Below are 22,004 nucleotides of genomic sequence, written 5' to 3' on the forward strand. Positions count from 1 at the left end.
TCGCCCCGTAGACAGTCTCCGCACAAAAATATCTACACATAAAACAGTATTAATTGATTAGACGAAAAAGAGCCCTGAATATCAGAGCTCTTTTTGGTATTCAATATCAGGGATACCGGTTGAGTGAGTTATAACTCAGCGAGAGCTAAATTCTAACTGCACATCGTCGTCTTGTTTGTGCATCCAGTGCAGACGCATACCCAGCATAATCGCGGCCGATGTTAGACCGACAATGAACCCAACCCAGAAACCGTACGCGCCCATAGGCTCAACAATCCAATCTTTCATTCCTAAAATGTAGCCAATAGGAAGACCAAGCAACCAGTAAGCAACGAAAGTAATGTTGAAGATCGAACGCATGTCTTTGTATCCACGCAAAGCCCCTGCAGCGATAACTTGGATTGCGTCAGTACATTGATAAACTGCAGCGAACAATAGTAATTGCATTGCAACAGTAATTACCGCCATATTCTCTGTGTACAGTAACGAAACTTGCTCTCTGAATAGTACCGTTAATGTAGCTGTCATTAAGGCTGTGACTAAACCAACAATGATTCCTACGTGTGTCGCGATTTTCGCTCCTTCAGTGTTGTTTTCACCCAACTTATGGCCAACACGAATACTCACGGCGGCACCGATACTCATTGGTATCATAAATATCAGTGACGAGAAGTTAATTGCGACCTGGTGTGCGGCAACAACCAAAGACCCAAGAGGGGCAACCAACAGAGAAACAACAGCGAATAGCGTCACCTCAAAGAAGATAGCAGCAGCAACTGGAAAGCCAAGTTTAAACAAACGAATTTGTGCTTTGAGCTGAGGCTTGTGGAACGTACCGAAGATATTGATTCTAGCCAAACGCTTTGATGTTAAAACGTACGCGAACAGCAGAGCAAACATCACCCAATATACGATAGCCGTTGCAACGCCACAGCCAACACCACCCAGAGCGGGAGCGCCAAGCTTTCCGTATACGAACATCCAGTTAAGCGGGATGTTTAATAGCAAGCCAATAAAACCAATCACCATTGCAGGCTTAGTTAAAGACATACCATCTGTAAAGCTTCTCAATGTTTGGAACAACAAAAATGCAGGGACAGCAAACATCACCGCATTCATATAACCGATGGTTTTTTCTGCCATGAGTTGTTCTATGTCCATCCACTCCAATATCAGTTGTGTCTGGAACAGTACGCCAATGATAGGAAGGGAGATGACGAGCGCTAAAAACGCACCTTGTTGAATCTCAAATGGTATTTTTACTTGTCGACCAGAACCGTTCAGTTGTGCAACGACAGGAACCAACGCCATCAATAAACCAACACCAAATAATATTGATGGTAGCCAGATACTTGCTGCAATTGAAACCGCCGCCATATCGATAGCACTTACGCCACCGGCCATTACGGTATCAACAAAACCCATACCAGTTTGTGCAACGGATGCGATTAATACTGGGGTCGCAAGTTTGATTAGATTCGAGGATTCTTCTTTGTAACGATGCACAAACAACTCCAAATAAGAGGGAAAATTAGAATAATAGTGTAGGAAAGGACATTCTGAAGGAATCAGAGACAATGATCTTAAGCTTCCACTGGACGAATCATAAAGAAATGTCACAATAACTGCTATGAAAAACTGTTACTAAAGGAATCTTATGTTTACAGGTATCGTTCAAGGCATGGCAACACTGATTGCTATCAATAAAAAAGACATGTTTCAGACTCATACCATTGAGTTAACTGATGAAATGGTTGAGGGATTAGCGATTGGTGCCTCAGTAGCTCATAACGGTTGTTGCTTAACGGTAACGGAAATTTCAGGCAATCAGATTGCTTTTGATTTAATGCAAGCGACATTGCGATTGACGAACTTAGGCCAACTGACTGTTGGTGACAAAGTGAATGTTGAGCGTGCAGCAAAGTTTGGTGACGAAATTGGCGGGCATAGCATGTCTGGCCACATTACTCTGATGGCTAATCTCGTTGATGTGATTAAGACAGAAAATAACCGCACGCTTTGGTTCGAGCTGCCGCAAGAATCAATGAAGTATGTGTTAAGCAAGGGTTACATTGGCGTTGATGGTTGTTCATTGACGATTGGTGAAGTGGAAGAGAACCGATTCTCTGTACACTTGATTCCTGAAACGCTGAATCGTACTCTGTTTGGTGGCCGTGAAGTAGGCGACCAAGTAAACATTGAGTTTGATCCGCAAACACAAGCGATTGTTGATACTGTTGAACGCGTACTAGCAAACCAGACGTCGTAGTAGCGGTTCATCAATAACACTTGCCCTAAAAGCGTTGACTAAGTAAAAGTCGAAGATATTAAAAAGAGCACATCAGGTGCTCTTTTTTGCGTTTTGGCTTGGTCTATGAATAGCTTTCATTTTATATCAACAAGCAAAGGCTGGGCTCAGAAAACTTGTTCATCATCTGCATCAATTGACAGATGGATTCTGTCTCTCAATTCGTCAACCTGCATGTCCAGATGAATTGCATTGCAACATGCAGGGCAATCGTCATAAAAATCTTGGCTCCCATTAGAAGCATCAAGTGTTATGCTGATTGAATGCCCACAATGGGGGCAAGAAACATGTTTTTCTGTGTATTTATGCATCGCGAATTCTCCTCACTGTAACTTGACCAACCGTAGTAGCTTGTATAGATCGTAATGAATAGTGATATGGGACGTTGCACTTATATCGATCGCAGTAACTAGCTGTGATTGGTATTAAACGGCCTGTATCTTCTGAATACACGCCTCAGTTTGTGCTAAATACTCGCCGCCAAATTGATTGCAGTGGTTGAGAAGATGATACAAATTATAAATGTCTTTCCGATCAGTATAGCCAACGTCGAGTGGATTGACGCTCTGGTAACCTTCATAAAACTCTTTTGAAAACCCTTCAAACAGTTCAGTTAGCGCTAAATCACATTCATGATCGCCCCAATAACAAGCGGGATCGTAACAGATTGGCCCAAAGGCTGAGTTAGCAACATTACCGTTCCAAAGGTCGCCATGAAGCAAAGAAGGGCGAGGGTTGTGGCCTGCAAGACGCATATTCACTACATCAACAATGTCATCAATATCGCCGAATTCGATGCCTTTTTCTTTTAACAATTGCAGTTGGAAGCCAATGCGTTGCTCAGAGAAAAAACGCCCCCATTTCTTATGCCAAGGGTTGGGTTGAAGGGTGCTACCAATATAATTGTCTTGGTCACAACCAAACTCTTTCTGTTCACCCCATTGATGCAATTGGGCAAGTTGAACGCCAAAATCATAGCTATTATTGCTTGTTTCAAGCGGCTTGGTTGGCAAGTAATTGAGAATAATGAATGAGCATTCTTTGGTTTTACCAATCAGTACCAACTCAGGCACATAAACGGTGGAGGTTTCTCTTAACAAACGCAAGTTCTCAGCTTCGATTTCAAACTTAGGTAAAAATTCTCGCTGGTTCACTTTTACAAAGTAGCGTTCATTACCATCGCTGATCATATAGCAATCGTTAATGTCACCACCAGAAACCTTGGTTCGTTCAGTAATCTGAAAGTTAAATAGAAGAGTATCTGAAAGTTGTTGAGAAATGGCCTGCCACATAGGAAATCCTCAAAGACTGAAAGTTAAAAATTGAAGGTTAGAAATACTGTTTGTTTGATAGCAATAGTTTAGGATAAATCTGAGCAATTTATAGACGCACTCGTCAATGTTCTTGGTTCTTCTTCAACTAATGTAGAATCAATTGGCTGATTTGTGAACTCGAACTGATTCAAGCCCTTTGAAATCAAAACAGAAATTGAGAATGATATAAGGAAATAGTTTGGAACTAATCTCACGGCATGATGATTTTCATACAATAGAATCGCAGAAATAGGTTGAGATTATTTTTCACTATATTTTAGGTGTGTTTGGTGAAGTTAGGGTGTTTTGATTGAAATTTAAGCTTAAATGCTAACTCGGATCACTTTAATACAGTTTTTAGTAATAAAGAGATGACAAACAGACTCATATACATAGTATTAGGTAGGTACATATTAATCTGCTCTTGAGCTTAAACGGAGATTTATTGTGGTTGTAGAAACCGATGGCTATTTGGCTTTGATCGAACACTTATCATTTAACCTAGATGTCTTTACTAATAGTAATGGCGATACAGGTAATGAAAGTGTCGAAGACATCATCACTGACATGATATCAACAAACATCATGGCTATTTTCGAGCAAAACCCTGAGTTACATTCAAGCGTTCGTTTTCAACTATTGAAAGAAGCGGATTCAGTGGTGGCTGATTTAGGTGAAGTGTTAGCTGGTGTATGGTCAAAAAAAGCGACTAACGAACAAATTGTATTCTTAGATGAATACATCGCATTAGTGAAGAATCTGTTTGATACTGCGGTCGCTCAATACGACTAATTAGCTTCTAGTACATTTACTAGGCTAAACAGCGATAGGCGTTTAAATAGTACCTTCAAAGCAACTGTGTTATCAGTTAATCTTTTAATCACTATAAACGCCTAAAATGCCAAAACTTAGAGGCCCAATAAGGGTTATCCAATCTCGATATAATGACACCTTTCGATGTCGAAGCATGTAGGAATTGATTGTTTCCTAAATATACACCGACGTGTCGTACCGTCATCGATGTTTTGAAAAACACCAAGTCACCACTTATTGCCTGTCCATATGCTATTTCCTTTCCCTTTTTAACTTGATCTTTTGTGGTTCTCGGTAAGGCTTGCTGGGTCGCAGTTTGCACTGCGATTTGAACGAAAGCAGAGCAATCTACGCCTCTAAATGAAGTCCCTCCGAAATGATATGGCACACCTTTCCACTGTTCATACACACTCATATACGCATTGGTCGTTGATTGTTCTAACTTTGACAGAGGCTTGTGTGCCGTTTGACTAAGCGTCGAGCTACAAGCAGCCAATGTTGCTAAAGTTATTGTAACTACAGCCATTTTTCTGAATTTCATATGTAACTCTTCTGACAAAAAACTGAAATATAAACGTCATCAAGGACTTCTAGTATACGAACTAACTTAAGGATATCTTTTTTCGTAGTCAAACTGGATTTCACATGCCCGACACAAATTTATCAATAAAACCTTCACGTTATACATTCTCACTCATTCAAACCGTCACCGCTGTATTTATTGCCATTCTTTTACTCGTTAGCTTTTTATCAATGGTTAGCATTCGAGGAGTTGAACGGGTCGGAGGACATTTTGGTGCACTTTCCGAACAAGCTCTACCTCTTGCTTTACACAACGCTGAATTAACGCAAAGCGTATTAGAACAAGTGAAACTTCTCACCTACAGCACCCAGTCCACCGACTTAGATGCACTAAATTCAACAAGATTTTCAATTGAACAACTCGCAACAGAGAGTAATACCACGCTTGAGGAACTCCTTTTTATCTCCCAATCTTTTCCTGATGCGATCTCTTTAGATCAACAACAAAACCTTATTGATGATATGGCGCAACTACAAACCATGACCAACACGGTATTGCTGGCGCAGATTGAGATTCAAAGTAAGCAAAACCTAATCGACAGTAAAATGGGCGAGTTTCGTTATGGTGTTGGATCGATTGGACCTGAAATGAACCGAATCAGCTCATTCTTGGTTGAAGACAACCCAGAAGCGAGCGATGCAGCAAACCGATTTACATCCAGTGCATCCGCTATGGCCAATACCTTCTTGATGTTGATGATGCAATCTGACATTGATAAAGCACAAGAGGAATATCGTCAGTTGAGAAACCGAATCGCGGGCCTTAATTTAGCTTACAGCGATTTTGCCGATTGGCACCCAGACATTGCTGAGTTTGCAAGCCTTACCGCACCTTATGAGATGGTGAAGGAGGGCTTTACAGAAGGAGGTGTGATTAGACAAATACTGCTGAAACTGGAACTGGTTAACCAACAAGAGCAGAACCTAACCCAAGTGATCACCTTAGCGAATACCGTGATTAGTACATTGAACCAATTGTCTTCTACTGCTGCACACCTGATTGATGAAAGCGAATTGGTCGTTAGTCAAACCATCACCAGTATTGACCGTGTGTTGTTTATTAGTGGAGTAGTGATAGCCATAATTATCGTGTTCTCATGGTTTGTATTACGCCGCTGGATGAATAAAGGTCTTAAAAACATTACTCAACAACTGAGTTTGCTCGCAGATCATGATTTCTCTAAACAAAGTGAACTAATGGGGCCGCTAGAGCTGCAGGTTATTACTTTGAAACTAAATATGGTCGTAGATTCAACCGCTGATTCGGTGCGTTTGGTAACACGAAACTGTGAAACGCTTTATCAAACAGCGGAAGTCAGTCACGATGCCGCAGAGCAAACTAACTCAAGCTTACACGAGCAAAATGAGTCACTTCAAAACATGATTACCACGATTACAGAGCTTGAAGCATCTATTGGTGAAATTGCACGTATTTCTAACGCCTCAAATGATGACGCCCAGCTTGCTGAAAATGAGTCAGTGACAGGGAGTCAAGTTGTTGGACTTAACCAGCAGCGACTGCATGCATTAGAACGTTCTCTAAGCATGAATGAAGAATCGATGGCCGACTTAGACGGACGTGTTAAACAGATTCGCGAAATGGTCGACATGATCAGCGGCATTGCTGACAACACTAACTTACTCGCATTGAATGCAGCAATAGAAGCTGCTCGAGCAGGAAATCAAGGCCGAGGCTTTGCAGTGGTCGCCGATGAAGTCAGAAAACTAGCCAGCGATACTTCTCAGCAAACCACTAATATACGAAATATGATGAATGAATTGGTGGCAGCCGCTGATCGCTCACGGGCGTCTGTAACAGAGTCGAGAAATGAAATGGCGAATGCGCTGGAAACCAGTGGAGATGTGAAACAAGCGTTTGAAAAAATCGAGGTAGCGGTTAGCCAAATTAAAGGACGTGTTGAACAAATCATGGTGGCGACTGAGCAACAGGCACGTGCAACGGTTGATGTAACACATTCTATAACTCGCGTTTCTGAACAAGGGGAGAATACTAAGTTACAGCTTGAGTCCATGATCGAGAGTTCAGAGCAAGTCGGAGAGATAGCAGGACACCAACAAGCTATGCTTCATAAGTACGTATTGAAATAAACGAGCGTGCTGAATTAAGCCTGACAGCATAATAGTTGAAGTACTTACAACGCTAAAATTCCTATTGATACAGAAACGCCCTTAAGTTTTCACAAGAATCTAAGGGCGTTTTGCTTAGTATTAAGCTTGGTTTGTTATGGAGACGGGTTTGTCATAGAAACAGGTTTGATATTAAGATAGGTTTGATCTCAATATAAACTTGAGACTCAACTGAATTCGAACCTAGTCTTTCGTTGTCGGGAATCGTGCAAATGGCTGACGTAGCATTAAGTCTAACCGTTGCTCTTTGCCATCTTGAATCTCTGGAACGCCAATCTGAACGTTATCATGGCCAAGCTTAGGTTGAGCGCGATAGGTTTTGAACCAAATGTCCCACACCGACAAGAAGAAACCAAAGTTTGAGTGTGTTTCTTTAACAATGACAGAGTGATGGACGCGATGCATGTCTGGTGTAACGATCGCTTTTCTTAATCGTTTATCAAACCACAACGGCAGGCGCGCATTACTGTGGTTAAACATGGCACTGGCATTCAACACAATTTCGAAGATGACAACAGCGATTACTGGAACACCAAGTGCTACGACCAAGCTCACTTTAATCAGCATTGAAAGAATCATTTCTATTGGGTGAAAGCGGGTTCCCGTTGTGACATCAATATCTAGGTCCGCATGGTGAACTCGGTGCAGTTTCCAAAGCCAAGGAACACGGTGAAACACCAAGTGCTGTAGGTAAATAGCGAAATCCAACAACAATACACAAACCACAATGCTAAGTTCTTTGGGAAGTGACAGGGTATTAAACAAACCCCATTGGTTATCTTGTGCGATAACTGCCGCTTGGAACGCCGCGATAGGGATTAACGTCGCTAACAGAAAGCTATTCAGAGCGACTAAAGCAAAGTTGTTTCCCCAACGAAACCATTTACTCTGAGTCAGCGTTTTACGTGGAAAGCGGTACTCCCAAAGCGCACATAATCCAAAAACGACAATAAAACAAACAAGGCGAAGCAGGGATGGGTCTTGCATGGTTATTCCTTCTATCATTCTAAGGACACTGTAAGTACAATCGTGCCACTTTTCTAGATTTATCGTTATTGTCCATGAGAATCCACGCTTTTCACCGTTTATATCAACATCGTTTATCCATTGCTACTAAGCCGTTTAATGCGCGCGGGTGTAAAGTAGTGCGATGTGAGTTCTGTAAAATAAAACAAGACAGCTGTATCTGTGAACATCAACCAGACGTAAGTACGAACGTCGCGACCATGTTGATCTTGTCAGATAACGAAATATTGAAACCAAGTAATACAGGTCGATTGATTCTCGATACTGTAAAAGACAGTTACGCTTACCTATGGCATCGCACAGAGCCAAATCAAGAGATGTTGGATGTTCTAAAAGAGGACAAATACCAACCTGTGATCGTGTTCCCTGAAGACTATACCGACGACAAAACACGCGTGGTTCAAGATCTGCCACAAATGCGTGACCCAAACAAAACACTATTGCTGATTTTCATAGATGGCAGCTGGCGCGAAGCGCGACGTATCTTCCGTCGTTCAGAGTATCTGCAAGATTTACCTGTATTGTCGATTGAGCCTGAATCGGTTTCTCAATACATGATGCGCAAGTCAGACAACGAACAACACCTTTCGACAGCAGAAGTGGCGAGCTTGGTTTTGAAACAGGCTGGTGAAGAGCAGGGTGCCAAGACTTTACAGCTATGGTTTGAGACATTTCGGGAAAGTTACATGTTAAGTAAGACACGTTATAAGTCAGATCCAACCAAACCGAGCCTGAATGCTTTCATAGATCATACTAAAAGTGAGAAGTCACTCTAACCTTTAACCGCTTTGTGCTGACTTGTTGTTCAAACAAACTCAAACACGGGATAAGTTTGTCATCTATCACGGTTTGTAGGGGGAGTGTTATGGATAATGCTCTTTAGTTGTTTATTTACAAAAATTTATTTGCCCGAATTTAGGGAAAAATTGGAGAGATTTCATGTATTACGGCTTCGATGTTGGCGGCACAAAGATTGAGTTTGGTGCGTTCAATGAAAAACTTGAGCGAGTAGCGACAGAACGCGTACCAACGCCCACTGAAGATTATCAACTGCTACTTGATACAATTGCCGGTTTGGTAAAGAAGTACGACAACGAATTTTCTTGCGAAGGCAAAATTGGTCTTGGTCTTCCTGGAATGGAAGATGCTGACGACGGCACAATGCTGGTTGTTAACGTACCTGCTTCAACGGGGAAACCACTACGCAAAGACCTAGAAGCGCTTATTGGTCGTAGTGTGAAAATTGAAAATGATGCAAACTGTTTTGCGCTTTCAGAAGCGTGGGATGATGAACTTAAAGACGAACCATCAGTAGCAGGCCTAATTCTAGGCACTGGCTTCGGTGGTGGTTTGGTTTACGAAGGTAAAGTGTTCTCTGGTCGTAACCACGTTGCTGGTGAATTAGGTCACATGCGCCTTCCTCTAGATGCATGGTTCCACCTTGGCGACAACGCACCGTTACTGGGTTGTGGTTGTGGCAAGAAAGGTTGTTTAGACAGTTACTTATCGGGTCGCGGCTTCGAACTGATTTACGAGCACTACTTCGGTGAGAAGAAGAAAGCGATTGAAATCATCCAAGCATACAACGAAGGTGAAGCAAAAGCCGCTGAGCACGTAGATCGCTTCATGGAGCTATTGGCTATCTGTTTTGCGAACCTGTTTACGGGTCTTGACCCACATGTTGTTGCACTGGGTGGCGGTCTTTCAAACTTCGAACTTATCTACGAAGAAATGCCAAAGCGTATACCTAAGTACCTACTGTCTGTAGCGAAGTGTCCTAAGATCATCAAAGCGAAACACGGTGATTCAGGCGGCGTCCGTGGTGCTGCATTCCTTAACATTAAGTAATCGTTACTTACCGTTAAGCTAGCTAAGGTTAGATAGTTAAAAAGAACAAATAAAAATGCCGCAATCTCGAAAGAGGTTGCGGCATTTTTTATTGTTCGGTGTTTTCGTTTCTTTAGCTCTTAACTTCTTAGCTCTCAAGTGAAAACGAAAAGCTAGAAACTACAGATCGAGAAAAAGAAGCCAGAGGGCTTACTTCTTCTTTTTACCGACACCAAGGTTGTCTTTTTGCTTCAACGTAAGCTTAGTAAAACCAAGCTTACGGAAGTAGTTGTCTTGGTAGTTACGAACCGCTTTAGTATCAGAAATGAACTCAAGCTGCTGCTCAGTTTTTAGATACTCAGTGATGTCTATACCTTCAGCGGCCGCTACAGCTTCTTGGATCGTGCGGTGTTCTTGTTTCGAAAACAGTAACTCTTTGTCTTCATCTTTATAAGTGTACAGAATGGTACGAGCCATGGTGCTCTCCAATATAATTATTACTTTGCGCGCACTCTACATAAAAACAGTACGCCGCTCAAGATAATGATAGGAAATTACCACTTATTAGCCTCACGAATGGAACGCGTAATAAGCATTTCGTGGTATACTATTCACTATTTTTGAATATGGCTGACCTAAACGGAACTTATGAGCAATACGCTTTACCCACAGATTATGGGAATTATCACGCGAATCCAGAACTTCCCTGGAATCAAAGGATTGAAAGAAGTAGAAGATAGAATTACGAGTTTATGCGAAGCTCACGATACACAGCTCCCAGAGTCTATTGCACTTTTTCTCAAAGGTTTAACAAGCTATCGCCACGATAATATAGCTGACGCCGCTGAACATTATAAAGCCTGCCTAAATGTCATTTCGCCTGAAGAAATTCAACTTTATGTTTTTGTAAACGGTTTGCTTGCCTCTGCCCATAACGTTCAAGGCGATTACCAATTCGCGTATGCATGTTATTCAAAGACACTGGAAAACTTACACCTCGTAGACGACAATTTTAGGTCACTTATATTCTGTAATCTAAGCGACCTGCACTTAAGCTTAGAAAAATACGAACAAGCAAAGCAATATGCTCGTAAAGCCATTATTTCATCTCAAAATGCTAATAGGTTACTAGATTGTGCTGTCAGCCATTTAAACCTAGCCTATAGCTGTGCTCATACAAATGAGTTTGAGCAAGCGGTTAGCGCCATTATGGAAGCGAAAAGAATTGGCACCTCGCTTTCTAGTCACAGGACGATAGCTCTTTGTCATAGTTACCTAGGGCAAACCATGCTCTTGTGGGGAGGCTTCGATGATAGTGATGTATTAGATGCATTTTATCAGGCAGAAGAGCACTTCAAAAAATCGAGAGATGAGCATAATCGAAAAGAAAATTTGGTTTACTGGTTTCAATTCTTAGAAGGCATTGGAGAGCGCGAACAAGCAAAAGTAGGGTGCGCTTTTCTCGAACAGAATTTTGATCTAAAGAGTAGTTACCGTTCTTATGCTATCTATGCCCAAACTAAGGCGAAGCTCTTTCGAGATGAAGAGGATTGGTCTGGTTTAGCGGCACTTCAAACTCAGCATGTAGAACTTTTAGAAAAACACATGAGAAGTTATGAGCGCGAACAGAGCGAACGTATTCTAGAAGGGGTAGGTACCATTCAGAGTAAGAAGCAAAATGACGTTCTTACTCAAATGCAAAAATATATGGGTGCGCTCACTGATATTGGTCAATTCATAGCAACCGCTGCAGATTTAGAAAGCGTACTGCCTGAGATACTCCATAAGATAAATATGATTCTACCAACATCTGAGTTTGGGATTGCTATGTATGACGATAAATCAGACATACTCGACTACCGCTATTTTGTTGATACTCAAGGATTAATACCGAACCTAAAAGTAGTTTGCCAAGAGAACCAAACCATTGGTACGTATGTGATTCGCAAGCGAGCTACCGTTCATTTTAATAGTGCGACAGATGCGGCTCTAGAACCCTATATCGGTAAAACCACACAATACGATAATTTCGTTACGTTTCGTGGCGAGCTTGATACTAACTCAATGATTCTAACGCCAATCATTCTTAATGAAAAATTAATCGGCTTTCTGTCAGTTCAGCATCATCTACCAAACCAATATCAGGAACACCATTGTCAGCTTATAGAACATTTAGCTAGCTTTATTGCCGTGTCGCTAGAAAATCAAAAGCAAAGACAGCGTTTAGAAAGTGCGAATCAAACACTAGAAATCTTGAGTACTACTGACCCACTAACAGGTCTAGCTAATAGATATCAATTAGATAACATCACGCCAGTCTTAATACATAACGCTTACTACCAAAAACAATCTCTAGCGGTCCTTATGATCGATGTTGACGAGTATAAAGCTTATAACGATTTTCATGGGCATTTAGAGGGCGACGAAGCGCTTCGTATTATCAGTCGCTTACTTAAAAAAACATTCACAACCAAGAATGACTACCTTTTCAGATATGGCGGTGATGAGTTCATGGCGATTTGCTTCGGACAGAATAGTAGTGATATTGAAAATAAGGTTGTCACTCTGCGAAAGATGCTAAATGAAGTCAAATTAGCAAACCCTAAAGCTCTCTATGCGGAACAATTAACACTCTCTATTGGTGGGGTTAACGTCGACTTAGCCAGTGACAATGTGGATCGAAACTTCAAAATGATTTGTGATATTGCAGACAAACAGCTCTATCAAATCAAAGAAAATGGCCGTAACAACTATAATTTGGTCGATTGCAGATTACTTAAAGTCGAGCTTGTTTAGTTAAATTGGGATCGGGAGTACTTTGATTCCAATTCTAACGTTAACTCGGATTTCCTCGTCAATGACCTTTTCTTGTTAATGTTAAGCTGAGCTTTACCCCAATAAAAAGAAAGCCCCTGATATCTGGTATCAGGGGCTTCATCTATTTAGAGTATGTATTACTCTAAATTCGCTAGCCTAAAGTTCGCTTAAAGCTCACAATCTTGTTTATTTACACACGACCTTGCAAAGGAATGATCGTCACCGTTTCACCGGCTTTTACAGTGTCTACCGCTGGTGAAATCTCGATTAGACAGTTTGCTTCGCTCATTGAACGCAAAATACCTGAACCTTGCTTACCGGTTGTTTTTACTTCAAGCACGCCTGATTCGTTCATTGAGAACACGCCACGGCTGAACTCAGTACGACCTTGACGAGAACGTAATTGCTCAGTCGCTATCGCGTTCGCTTTCACTGGTGTCCAGTTAGTTTGACCTTGTAGCTTGCGGATTGCAGGTTCTACAAAGTTAATGAACGACACCATCACGGCTACTGGGTTGCCAGGTAAACCGAAGAAAGGTTTGTCTTCAATTTTGCCATAAGCAAGAGGGCGACCTGGACGCATGTTGATACGCCAGAAGTTAATCTCACCCAACTTATCTAACGCGAGTTTGATGTAGTCAGCATCACCAACAGACACGCCACCAGAAGTCAGAACCATATCGGTCTCTAACGACGCAGCATGAAGTACATCCATCATCTTTTGTTCGTCATCTTCGATAATGCCGTAATCAACGATGTCGCAACCTAGCTTTTGAAGCATGCCGATGATAGTGAAACGGTTCGAGTCGTAGATAGAGTTTGGCTTTTGCTCAACGCCCGGTGCCTGAACTTCATCACCCGTTGAGAACACACCCACCTTCACTTTACGCAGAACAGGGCAGGTACCGAAACCTAACGACGCCATCATGCCCATTTCTGGTGCTTCGATGCGTGTGCCACGTGTAAAGACAGGTTGGCCAATTTCTAAATCTTCACCGGCCATACGGACATTTTGTCCAACCGAGATTTTCGCATCTGGGAAGCTAACTTTATCGCCATCTTGCACGGCTTGCTCACGCATCACAACAACATCAACGCCATCTGGCATTGGTGCACCCGTCATGATCTTAACAGCTTCACCTTGTTGAACGGTTTTGTCGTAGCTGTGACCAGCCATGACTTCAGCAACAATGTTGTAGCTATCCAATTCAAGATCTTCACTACGAATCGCGTAGCCATCCATTGCAGAATTAGTATTCTGTGGGACGTTGATTGGCGAGATCACATCTTCGGCCAGCACACGACCGTAGCCTTGCAGTAATTCAACACTCTCTGTGAGATCAAGCGCGTCAATGCTATCAACAATCTTTTGTTGGCCCTGAGTTACGGTTAAACCTGCTGGAGAGAACGAATCACAACACACCGCGGGCGCTGCGTCTTTTGAAGATGTGCATGACGCTGCTTTGCCTGTTGTAGAGGAAAGGTCAAAGGACTGCGCGTAATCGATGATGAAATCACGAATCGCTTCTAAGTCGTTGATAGCCATTTGAGGTAAGTCAGATTCAACGTGGCTATCAGCAGCAATAGCAATGATGTTGTCATCGTTTTGGTACAACCAAGGTTTACCCACTTCATCACGGTGAAGCTCGATTTTAGGGAAAGCAATGTTCTTACAGCCTTCAACCAAAATCAGATCAAGTGTGTTGGTATCAAAGCGAGTCAACAGGTAATCAAAATCGGCTTCTGCTTCTGGAGTCTCAGTCATCATCACATGACGGTTACGCGAAGCTATCAGCATTTGATTTGCGCCCGCTTTGCGTAAACGGTAGCTGTCTTTGCCCGGCTTATCGACATCAAAATCGTGGTGAGCATGTTTTAGCACACCAACTTTTAAACCCGACTCTGTCAATAAAGGAAGCAGAGCTTCTAATACGGTCGTTTTGCCTGTGCCACTGTAAGCAGCAAACCCCAATAGAGGAAGGTTAGGGCGTTGTTTAGAATCTTTCATTATTGAAGCGTTCCGAATTGGGTGAGTTCTTCTGGCGTGTTGAGATTAACAAAGCAGTTAGGAGAATCGCTAAAATCAACGTATTCCGTGACACACTCTTTGTACAGCAAGATAATTTTACGATCACCACGTTCCAAAAACGCTTCTAACTTTGGTAGAACACGTTTGTGGAATAGGGTGAATACTGGTTGCTTAAATTCGCCATCATGCGCGACAAGAATGTCGCTGTCTTCTTTTACTGCTGCACAAAAACGTTCAACAAGGTCATCACTAATCTGTGGGCTGTCGCAAGGGACAAAGCCGACCCAATCTGTGCTCGCGTTTTTAAGGCCAGCATGAATGCCGCCCAATGGGCCTGGATAGTCAGGGAAAGAATCGGAAACAACCGGTGCAAATGCTTGGTAACTGTCTAAGTTACGGTTGGCATTGATGGTAATGCTGACATCTTGTTGTGACAGCTTGTTAATAACGTATTGAATAAGCGGAGAACCGTTGAGCTCAACGAGTCCTTTATCTTTTCCGCCCATGCGGCTGGCTTGTCCGCCAGCCAAAATAACCCAACTAGTTTGCGTTGGAAGCAGCATAAATATTCTCTTGTGCTTTGTTCTTTTTAATAACTTGCAGAAGCGGTGATTCGCTCAAAGTGTTGTCCTTGATCCACCACTGCTTCTTACACAAATCGGTTAACGCGTTAGTTTGGTGACTTGTAATGACTAAACTCGCGCCTCTCTGAAGAAGATCTTCGGCCATAATCACCAATCTTTCAATAGATTCTTTGTCTAAAGAAGCACTTGGTTCATCCATAAGCAAGATTGAAGGCTTAAGAATCCAAGCACGGGCCATTGCTACGCGTTGGCGCTCACCACCAGACAACACAGAAATGTGCTCGTCTGCCAAGGTTTCTAAACCTACCATTCTTAATGCATTAATTATTTGAGCTCGCTTATCTTTTTGACTCTCTTTATTAAAGCGAATGCCATAAGCGACATTTTGGTACACCGAGCCATCAAAAAGGTAAGGGGTTTGATGTAGGTAAATGATGTCTTTGAACTTTAGCCGAGGAAATAATTTCTGCTGCCAGCTCTGTGTCGGTGATTGAATACGGCCAGAGCTCGGCTGAATTAATCCAGACAAGATTTTAAGTAGGGTCGTTTTGCCAACACCATTGTCTCCTTTGAGATAAATGGCATCGTTGGGGCCGATCGACAATTCGGGGATGTGGAACAAAACACGCTCTTTGTAGCGCATTGAAATTTGCTGCGTTGTTATTTTTATACTCATGACAGCGTTCCTAAGTTCTTAAATAGCCTTTTCCTCTCACACTGGAAAGGAAAAAGTTAAGGGCTAATGCCAATGCTAATAACACCATACCGAGGGCGACGCCTTGAGCGAATGCGCCTTTGTGGCTTTCCATGGCGATAGCTGTTGGGATGTTTCTTGTCATCCCCATAATGTTGCCACCCACCATCATTGAACAACCTACTTCTGTGACGATACGAGAGAAGGCAGCAATGGTTGCAGCCAATAGAGGGAAACGAGTTTCCCAAATCAAGGTACACGCGACTCGTGTTGTTGATACGCCAAGAGTGCGCGCTGTTTCTACTGCTCGGCGGTCACTGGCCTGCAGAGCGCCATGCATCATCGCAACTAGGATAGGGAAACAGATCAGCATCTGACCGAGAATCATCGCCTTTTGCGTGAACAGTAATTGCCAGTCACCTAAAGGACCAGAACGAGAGAGCATCATGTACATCAACAAGCCAATTACCACGGTCGGTATCGCTTGTAAGGTGTTGATCACCGAAAGCAGCGCCCATTTACCGGGGAATTCGGTGTAAGCCAATAAGAAAGCCATAAGGATTGCAGGAACAATCACTAATGAGATGGCGGACAAAGATACGCTGAAGGATACCGCGACGATCTGCCACAATTCGTGGTCAAAACTCACCAGTAGATTCATTGCATCAATCGTTGTTTGCCATAGGGTCATGAAGTATCTCGTGTGAATCGATAATGGGTCTTTATCGGTAATGACTGATGTTAATCATAGCTGACACAATATTATTGAGCCTATATTGGCCAGCTATTGTTTCTTTAATTGCTTCAGTTAACTGATTAGTTAAGCGTAGTGTTTGTTGGTTTTGACGACATCTTCAACGCTACGCTTTACTTACAACCAACGACTTATTACTTAGAGCATACTATTCTGCGCTTGCAACAAACAGTTGTTTGCCGTGCAGTTTAAAGTCGTTAATCAGTTTCTGACCTTTAGGGTTAACCAACCAATCACTGAATACTTTGGCTGCTTGGTAGTTAATGCTTGGGTAGCGCTCAGGGTTAACAAGGATTACTTGGTAAGGGTTGAATAGGTTCTTGTCGCCTTGGAAAAGGATTTTAAGATCCAGTTTGTTTTGGTAAGCCAACCACGTACCACGGTCTGTCATGGTGTAGCCTTGCATTTCAGACGCCATGTTCAGAGTAGGGCCCATGCCTTGACCAACACTGCGGTAGCCACCAAAGTTTGGTTCGATTTTAGTTTGCGCCCAAATACCCATCTCTTTCTTATGAGTACCAGAGTCGTCGCCACGAGACACAAACGTCACGTTATTAGTCGCGATCGCTTTGAACACATCTGCCACTGCTTTTTGAGATTCAATTTTTGCAGGGTCGCTTTGTGGGCCAACGATGACAAAGTCGTTATACATCAGCTTACGAGGTAAAACGCCGTAACCTTTTTCTACGAAATTCGCTTCAGCCTTTGGTGCGTGAGTCATCACCAAATCCACGTCACCATTTTCACCCATGCGAAGTGATTTACCTGTACCCGCAGCCAGAACATCTACTTTGATGCCAGAATCTTTTTCAAATTCAGGCAGTAGGTAATCCAGTAGGCCAGAGTGATAAGTGCTTGTCGTTGTCGCAAGCTTGATATGCGTGGTGTCTTCTGCGCTGCTAGCCGAGTAACTGACGATAGATAGAGCTGCAATAGTTAGGGGAATTGCTTTCATTATTATTATGTCCATTCTGTTATAAATGAATGACATGCCTTCGTTTTAAAGGGCTCAAAGAAGGGCATGTACATAAGATGCTAATTGTTGTAATTAGAAATCTACACCTTACAAGCAATCTTAATGCCAATAAATCATGCATCGGATCTCATTAAATTGCTGTTATTTCGGACAAAACTGCGCCATTTACCCCGTTAAAATGAATCAAAACATGAGCTAGGACAAAATGTCGCACATTGCCCCTGTTGGACAAAAGGTTAATTGGTACACTCTGTCCCAACTTTCCTCACCGGCTAATCATTATGTCTTTACCTAGTTCATCTGCATCCAATCTCAACCCGAACACATTGACTCAGTATCAGGCGTTTTCCGTCTTGGTCGTGGACGATGAAGTAGGGATGCAGGCTATTCTAAAGAAGGCTCTGGGTAAGTTCTTTGGCAAGGTATCGAGTGCAGGATCCGTTGAAGATGCTGAAATACTGCGTTCGAGCGAACATTTTGATCTCATTGTTCTTGATATCAACCTGCCAGGACGCTCTGGTATTGAGTGGGAAGAAGCGTTTAACGACAACGACAAACGTGCCGATGTTATTTTCATGACTGGCTATGCTGATCTAGAGATGACCATATCCGCGCTTAAGCTTGGCGCTTCAGACTTCATTCTTAAACCTTTCAACTTAGAACAAATGATACAAGCTGTACTACGTTGTATGGATAAGCGCCTTGATCAAAGAATGCAATACGCATTGAAGCGTGATGTTAGCCGTCATATCAAGACCGAGTTAATCGGTAACTCAGATAAAACCAAACAGCTTAAATTGCTGATCAGTCAATTTGCACCCTCTCGAGCATCCGTTTTGATAGAAGGTGAGTCGGGTACAGGTAAAGAGCTAGTTGCACGTGGTGTACATGAAGCCAGTAAACGCACGGGGCCATTTGTGCCAATCAACTGTGGCGCAATTGCGCCAGAACTTCTAGAAAGTGAACTATTCGGGCATACCTCTGGCGCATTTACCGGCGCGAAGAAAAACCGTGAAGGTCTATTCAGAGTCGCAAGTGGCGGTACCTTGTTCCTCGATGAAATTGGTGAAATGCCACTGCCAATGCAAGCAGCACTGTTGCGTGTATTAGAACAAAGGACGATTCGCCCTGTCGGCAGTGAGAAAGAGATCGCTGTCGATGTTCGTGTGGTAGCGGCGACAAACCGTAACCTTCAAGAAGAGGTCGAAAAAGGGCACTTCCGTCGCGATCTATTCTACCGACTCAATGTGCTTAAAATCGATGTTGTGCCATTAAGAGAACGACCGTCTGATCTGATAGAGCTAGTCCCATATTTCACTCGTTTGTTATCTACTGAGCTGGGTGTACCCATCCCAAACTGGGCGCATGAAGATATTTTGGCGATGAATGAATACGAATGGCCAGGCAATATCCGTGAACTAAAGAACTTAGTCGAACGATGCATACTTTTAGATAAGCCACCAGCACACTATTGGCGTGAAATTAATGGCGATCCTGCACCCACTAGCATTTCAGTGACGGTGTCACATGGTGCGGAAATACCAAACTTGAATAACGTAGACGCTGCTGAGGGTTACCCAAACACTTGGACACTCAAGGAAGTAGAAAAGTCTCACATCGAACAACTGGTGAGTTTCCATGATGGTAACAAATCTGCAGCAGCGAGAGATCTCGGTGTGGCGCGTAAAACACTAGAGCGTAAGTACAAAGATTGGAACACAGAAGGCTCTGAATATGCCGATTAGACGTCATTGGTGGACAAAGTGGGCGTTCCGGTTCAAAACCATGGTGCGTTATCGTCTGCTATTTTTGACATCTGCGCCGATCATCTTAACTTTATGTGCTCTGGTTGCGATCACTTTGTATTGGTCGGTTCATTATACGTGGCAGGGGGCATTGATCGATGTTGATGAGCGTTTGGATGTTGCCGACAACAGTATCCATCTCATTCAAAACCAACAGGCCTACAACGTTCAAGCATTTGCTGAGTCTTATAACTTCCGACTAAAGCTCACGAGTGATATTTCAAAGGAAGAGCTCACTCGTTGGGTTTCTGAAAACAAATCTCGCTATGAGCTCGACTTTTTGCGTTGGAGAAGTGTTGAGAGCATGGGGAAAAAGCGTGAATACCTCGACCTGACACGAAAAGAATCGTTCTTTAGTGTATTGAGCCAAAATGAACTCAACGATCTAGACCAAAACCTGGCAAGGCAAGCCGAAGTTCCAATGCTCAATAGTCAAAAAGTTGAAACTCGGGGTTTGGTTAGCCGCACCGTTGTGTCGATTCGAGATGAGAATGACCAAGTAATCGGTTTTCTAGACGGCGGTATCCTACTCAACAACAGTACTCAGTTAGTTGATCAGATCAGCAACTTGATCTATCCGCAACGTGATGGTTTTAACCGCCGTATTGGTACGGTTACCGTATTCCTTGATGATCTGCGTGTCAGCACTAATGTGCCATTAAGCAGTGAAGACAGTGCAGGGCGCGCAATTGGTACTCGCGTTTCTCATGAAGTTCATTCAAAAGTCTTGAATCAAGGGCAAAAGTGGTTAGACCGAGCATATGTCTACGACGCTTGGTACATCACGGCTTATCAACCAATCCACGACCAGTTTGATAACGTTATTGGCATGCTTTATACCGGCTATCTAATCTGGCCACTCGTAGAAACGTATCTGACTAACCTTGGTGAAATCAGCATCACTATCATACTGCTGCTGCTAGCTTCAGGTTTGATCGTACACCGTGGTGCGCGCGATCTTTTCAACCCAATTGAACGCATCCATAAAGTCGTAAAGCTAGTCCAAATGGGGCAAGACAAGCGAATCGGTACGTTGGGTTTGGATGATCAACACGAACTTACTTTGCTCGCTAAACAGTTCGACAAGATGCTAGATTTGCTGCACGAACGTAATCAAGAGATTCAACAAGCTGCGTCTGAACTTGAATGTAAGGTTCACTCTCGTACCGCGAGTTTAAAAGAGAAAACTGAAGAGCTCGAATTGCACATCAAACTACTTAATCAAGCCAGAGATAAGCTGGTGGTCAATGAGAAATTAGCCGCATTAGGTGAATTAACCGCAGGCATTGCTCATGAGATCAATAACCCAACTGCAGTGATTCTTGGCAATGTAGAATTGATGAAGTTTGAACTCGGCGATGAAGTGGGCCGTGTAGACGAAGAAGTCCACGCCATCATGGAGCAGATAGACCGAATTCGAAACATAACGCGAAGCCTGCTTCAATACAGCCGTCATGGCGGCGTGCAAGATGAAATTACGTGGCAACATATCAATCCAATTGTCGATGAAAGTATTACGCTCGTAAAAACAGGGGCGAAAAAGAAAGGCATTGTGTATGTCTCAAAATTGAATGCTAAAACCTCGGTCGAAGTGAACCGCAACCAATTGCTACAGATTCTGGTTAACCTACAAATGAACGCGATTCATGCGATGGAAGGACGGGGCACATTGACGATCTCAAGTGAAGACTGGATAGAGAATGGCGTGTCTCATGGGGCGATTGTTCATGTGGAAGATGAAGGTTGCGGTATCAAGGAAGAGCAGCTGAAACGCATTTTCTCGCCTTTCTACACGACCAAGCGAGATGGTACAGGCTTAGGCTTATCCGTTTCCCAAAGTATCTTGAGCCAAACGGGCGGTGAGATACGTGTTGAATCTGAAGTCGGTAAAGGAAGTCGCTTTAGTATCTACCTCCAACAAAAAGCTACACCTCAATTATTGGTGTCGAATCTCTAAGTTAATTTTACCGGCTGTCACTCGACAATTACATTAAGTGCTTGGGCTAGTACACGAACGTTTTAGCCCAAGCACGAAAATTCCGCACTACTAATCTATCGCCAGCCAAATCTCAACCTCCGCCTGTTTGACGTATACCTCTTTTTAGCTATGTAACACGGTGTATATCTTTCGATCTTGATGCATATCATCTGAACTGTACGAATTTTTGATAACTTGGTCGAAAATCCATAATCAAAACAAATAATAAAGTCAGTCAGCTATGAAATTAAGTAACCTATCTATCAAATTAAAACTCGTCTCCATCGTCATTTTATCGGTCGTTCTACTGGTAATGGCATCCACCTTTAATTTAAGGTTCATCGCGGATT

At 42.8% G+C, this 22,004-nt stretch carries 19 protein-coding genes; 8 read left to right on the forward strand and 11 right to left on the reverse strand.

What is annotated here, in order from left to right; genetic code table 11:
- Window positions 1-135 precede the first annotated feature (135 nt).
- Entirely contained in the window at window positions 136-1,506 is a 1,371-nt protein-coding gene (locus AB4407_RS04545) for an MATE family efflux transporter (RefSeq protein ID WP_372119097.1), read from the reverse strand.
- 151 nt (window positions 1,507-1,657) lie between these two features.
- On the opposite strand from AB4407_RS04545, the gene AB4407_RS04550 reads away from it, so the two are divergent.
- Window positions 1,658-2,269, forward strand: a complete 612-nt coding sequence (locus AB4407_RS04550) for a riboflavin synthase subunit alpha (protein WP_372119099.1) — start codon at window positions 1,658-1,660, stop codon at window positions 2,267-2,269.
- Between the two features lie 146 nt (window positions 2,270-2,415).
- Here AB4407_RS04550 and AB4407_RS04555 read toward each other — a convergent pair whose 3' ends face one another.
- Both AB4407_RS04555 and AB4407_RS04560 read right to left on the reverse strand, forming a co-directional pair.
- Window positions 2,416-2,619 (reverse strand): CPXCG motif-containing cysteine-rich protein, encoded by a 204-nt coding sequence (locus AB4407_RS04555; RefSeq protein ID WP_372119102.1) that lies wholly within the window; start codon window positions 2,617-2,619, stop codon window positions 2,416-2,418.
- Window positions 2,620-2,733: 114 nt separating this feature from the next.
- Window positions 2,734-3,600 (reverse strand): fructosamine kinase family protein, encoded by an 867-nt coding sequence (locus tag AB4407_RS04560; RefSeq protein WP_012603955.1) that lies wholly within the window; start codon window positions 3,598-3,600, stop codon window positions 2,734-2,736.
- Between the two features lie 468 nt (window positions 3,601-4,068).
- On the opposite strand from AB4407_RS04560, the gene AB4407_RS04565 reads away from it, so the two are divergent.
- The gene (locus tag AB4407_RS04565; protein ID WP_009846752.1) at window positions 4,069-4,413 is read left to right on the forward strand and encodes a DUF3802 family protein; all 345 of its coding nucleotides are present in this window, start codon (window positions 4,069-4,071) and stop codon (window positions 4,411-4,413) included.
- A gap of 91 nt (window positions 4,414-4,504) precedes the next feature.
- Here the strand turns inward: AB4407_RS04565 and AB4407_RS04570 are convergent, their stop codons facing one another.
- Entirely contained in the window at window positions 4,505-4,975 is a 471-nt protein-coding gene (locus AB4407_RS04570; protein WP_372119104.1) for a C40 family peptidase, read from the reverse strand.
- A 104-nt stretch (window positions 4,976-5,079) separates the two neighbouring features.
- On the opposite strand from AB4407_RS04570, the gene AB4407_RS04575 reads away from it, so the two are divergent.
- The gene (locus tag AB4407_RS04575; RefSeq protein ID WP_372119107.1) at window positions 5,080-7,125 is read left to right on the forward strand and encodes a methyl-accepting chemotaxis protein; all 2,046 of its coding nucleotides are present in this window, start codon (window positions 5,080-5,082) and stop codon (window positions 7,123-7,125) included.
- A 222-nt stretch (window positions 7,126-7,347) separates the two neighbouring features.
- Here AB4407_RS04575 and AB4407_RS04580 read toward each other — a convergent pair whose 3' ends face one another.
- Window positions 7,348-8,151 carry a sterol desaturase family protein gene (locus AB4407_RS04580; protein WP_372119110.1) on the reverse strand — a complete coding sequence of 268 codons (804 nt, stop codon included), beginning with the start codon at window positions 8,149-8,151 and terminating at the stop codon, window positions 7,348-7,350.
- Window positions 8,152-8,219: 68 nt separating this feature from the next.
- On the opposite strand from AB4407_RS04580, the gene AB4407_RS04585 reads away from it, so the two are divergent.
- Together AB4407_RS04585 and nagK are read left to right on the forward strand one after the other, a co-directional pair.
- Window positions 8,220-8,966: a tRNA-uridine aminocarboxypropyltransferase gene (locus tag AB4407_RS04585; protein WP_372119112.1), complete on the forward strand. Its 747-nt coding sequence runs from the start codon at window positions 8,220-8,222 to the stop codon at window positions 8,964-8,966.
- A 163-nt stretch (window positions 8,967-9,129) separates the two neighbouring features.
- A complete protein-coding gene (gene nagK / locus AB4407_RS04590; protein WP_135385034.1) occupies window positions 9,130-10,038 on the forward strand; it encodes an N-acetylglucosamine kinase in 909 nt (302 codons plus the stop codon).
- Window positions 10,039-10,227: 189 nt separating this feature from the next.
- Here the strand turns inward: nagK and AB4407_RS04595 are convergent, their stop codons facing one another.
- Window positions 10,228-10,494 carry a DUF2960 family protein gene (locus AB4407_RS04595; protein ID WP_004733780.1) on the reverse strand — a complete coding sequence of 89 codons (267 nt, stop codon included), beginning with the start codon at window positions 10,492-10,494 and terminating at the stop codon, window positions 10,228-10,230.
- Between the two features lie 243 nt (window positions 10,495-10,737).
- Between AB4407_RS04595 and AB4407_RS04600 the strand changes: the two genes are divergently transcribed.
- A complete protein-coding gene (locus tag AB4407_RS04600; protein WP_372119115.1) occupies window positions 10,738-12,813 on the forward strand; it encodes a diguanylate cyclase in 2,076 nt (691 codons plus the stop codon).
- A gap of 211 nt (window positions 12,814-13,024) precedes the next feature.
- Here AB4407_RS04600 and AB4407_RS04605 read toward each other — a convergent pair whose 3' ends face one another.
- From AB4407_RS04605 to AB4407_RS04625, 5 genes are all read right to left on the reverse strand, one after another.
- Entirely contained in the window at window positions 13,025-14,842 is a 1,818-nt protein-coding gene (locus tag AB4407_RS04605; protein ID WP_372119118.1) for a bifunctional molybdopterin-guanine dinucleotide biosynthesis adaptor protein MobB/molybdopterin molybdotransferase MoeA, read from the reverse strand.
- Window positions 14,842-15,426, reverse strand: a complete 585-nt coding sequence (gene mobA, locus AB4407_RS04610; protein ID WP_009846744.1) for a molybdenum cofactor guanylyltransferase MobA — start codon at window positions 15,424-15,426, stop codon at window positions 14,842-14,844. The genes AB4407_RS04605 and mobA overlap by 1 nt, the downstream gene beginning before the upstream one ends.
- Entirely contained in the window at window positions 15,404-16,123 is a 720-nt protein-coding gene (locus tag AB4407_RS04615; protein WP_372119120.1) for an energy-coupling factor ABC transporter ATP-binding protein, read from the reverse strand. The genes mobA and AB4407_RS04615 overlap by 23 nt, the downstream gene beginning before the upstream one ends.
- Before the next feature lie 10 nt (window positions 16,124-16,133).
- Complete coding sequence (locus AB4407_RS04620) at window positions 16,134-16,832, reverse strand: ABC transporter permease (protein ID WP_009846742.1); 699 nt, start codon at window positions 16,830-16,832, stop codon at window positions 16,134-16,136.
- A gap of 211 nt (window positions 16,833-17,043) precedes the next feature.
- Window positions 17,044-17,850: a substrate-binding domain-containing protein gene (locus AB4407_RS04625; protein ID WP_132982433.1), complete on the reverse strand. Its 807-nt coding sequence runs from the start codon at window positions 17,848-17,850 to the stop codon at window positions 17,044-17,046.
- Between the two features lie 302 nt (window positions 17,851-18,152).
- On the opposite strand from AB4407_RS04625, the gene AB4407_RS04630 reads away from it, so the two are divergent.
- Together AB4407_RS04630 and AB4407_RS04635 are read left to right on the forward strand one after the other, a co-directional pair.
- Window positions 18,153-19,616 carry a sigma-54-dependent transcriptional regulator gene (locus AB4407_RS04630; RefSeq protein ID WP_372119123.1) on the forward strand — a complete coding sequence of 488 codons (1,464 nt, stop codon included), beginning with the start codon at window positions 18,153-18,155 and terminating at the stop codon, window positions 19,614-19,616.
- Entirely contained in the window at window positions 19,606-21,633 is a 2,028-nt protein-coding gene (locus AB4407_RS04635) for a cache domain-containing protein (RefSeq protein ID WP_372119126.1), read from the forward strand. The genes AB4407_RS04630 and AB4407_RS04635 overlap by 11 nt, the downstream gene beginning before the upstream one ends.
- Window positions 21,634-22,004: the final 371 nt, after the last annotated feature.

It is taken from the genome of Vibrio sp. 10N.261.46.E11, from assembly GCF_041472735.1.
GTDB lineage: Bacteria > Pseudomonadota > Gammaproteobacteria > Enterobacterales > Vibrionaceae > Vibrio.

Coding starts and splice junctions, on each gene's coding strand:
- AB4407_RS04550 (WP_372119099.1), top strand. CDS start 1,658: ATGTTTACAGGTATCGTTCAAGGCATGGCAACACTGATTGCTATCAAT.
- AB4407_RS04555 (WP_372119102.1), bottom strand. CDS start 2,619: ATGCATAAATACACAGAAAAACATGTTTCTTGCCCCCATTGTGGGCAT.
- AB4407_RS04560 (WP_012603955.1), bottom strand. CDS start 3,600: ATGTGGCAGGCCATTTCTCAACAACTTTCAGATACTCTTCTATTTAAC.
- AB4407_RS04570 (WP_372119104.1), bottom strand. CDS start 4,975: ATGAAATTCAGAAAAATGGCTGTAGTTACAATAACTTTAGCAACATTG.
- AB4407_RS04575 (WP_372119107.1), top strand. CDS start 5,080: ATGCCCGACACAAATTTATCAATAAAACCTTCACGTTATACATTCTCA.
- AB4407_RS04580 (WP_372119110.1), bottom strand. CDS start 8,151: ATGCAAGACCCATCCCTGCTTCGCCTTGTTTGTTTTATTGTCGTTTTT.
- nagK (WP_135385034.1), top strand. CDS start 9,130: ATGTATTACGGCTTCGATGTTGGCGGCACAAAGATTGAGTTTGGTGCG.
- AB4407_RS04595 (WP_004733780.1), bottom strand. CDS start 10,494: ATGGCTCGTACCATTCTGTACACTTATAAAGATGAAGACAAAGAGTTA.
- AB4407_RS04605 (WP_372119118.1), bottom strand. CDS start 14,842: ATGAAAGATTCTAAACAACGCCCTAACCTTCCTCTATTGGGGTTTGCT.
- mobA (WP_009846744.1), bottom strand. CDS start 15,426: ATGCTGCTTCCAACGCAAACTAGTTGGGTTATTTTGGCTGGCGGACAA.
- AB4407_RS04615 (WP_372119120.1), bottom strand. CDS start 16,123: ATGAGTATAAAAATAACAACGCAGCAAATTTCAATGCGCTACAAAGAG.
- AB4407_RS04620 (WP_009846742.1), bottom strand. CDS start 16,832: ATGACCCTATGGCAAACAACGATTGATGCAATGAATCTACTGGTGAGT.
- AB4407_RS04625 (WP_132982433.1), bottom strand. CDS start 17,850: ATGAAAGCAATTCCCCTAACTATTGCAGCTCTATCTATCGTCAGTTAC.
- AB4407_RS04630 (WP_372119123.1), top strand. CDS start 18,153: ATGTCTTTACCTAGTTCATCTGCATCCAATCTCAACCCGAACACATTG.
- AB4407_RS04635 (WP_372119126.1), top strand. CDS start 19,606: ATGCCGATTAGACGTCATTGGTGGACAAAGTGGGCGTTCCGGTTCAAA.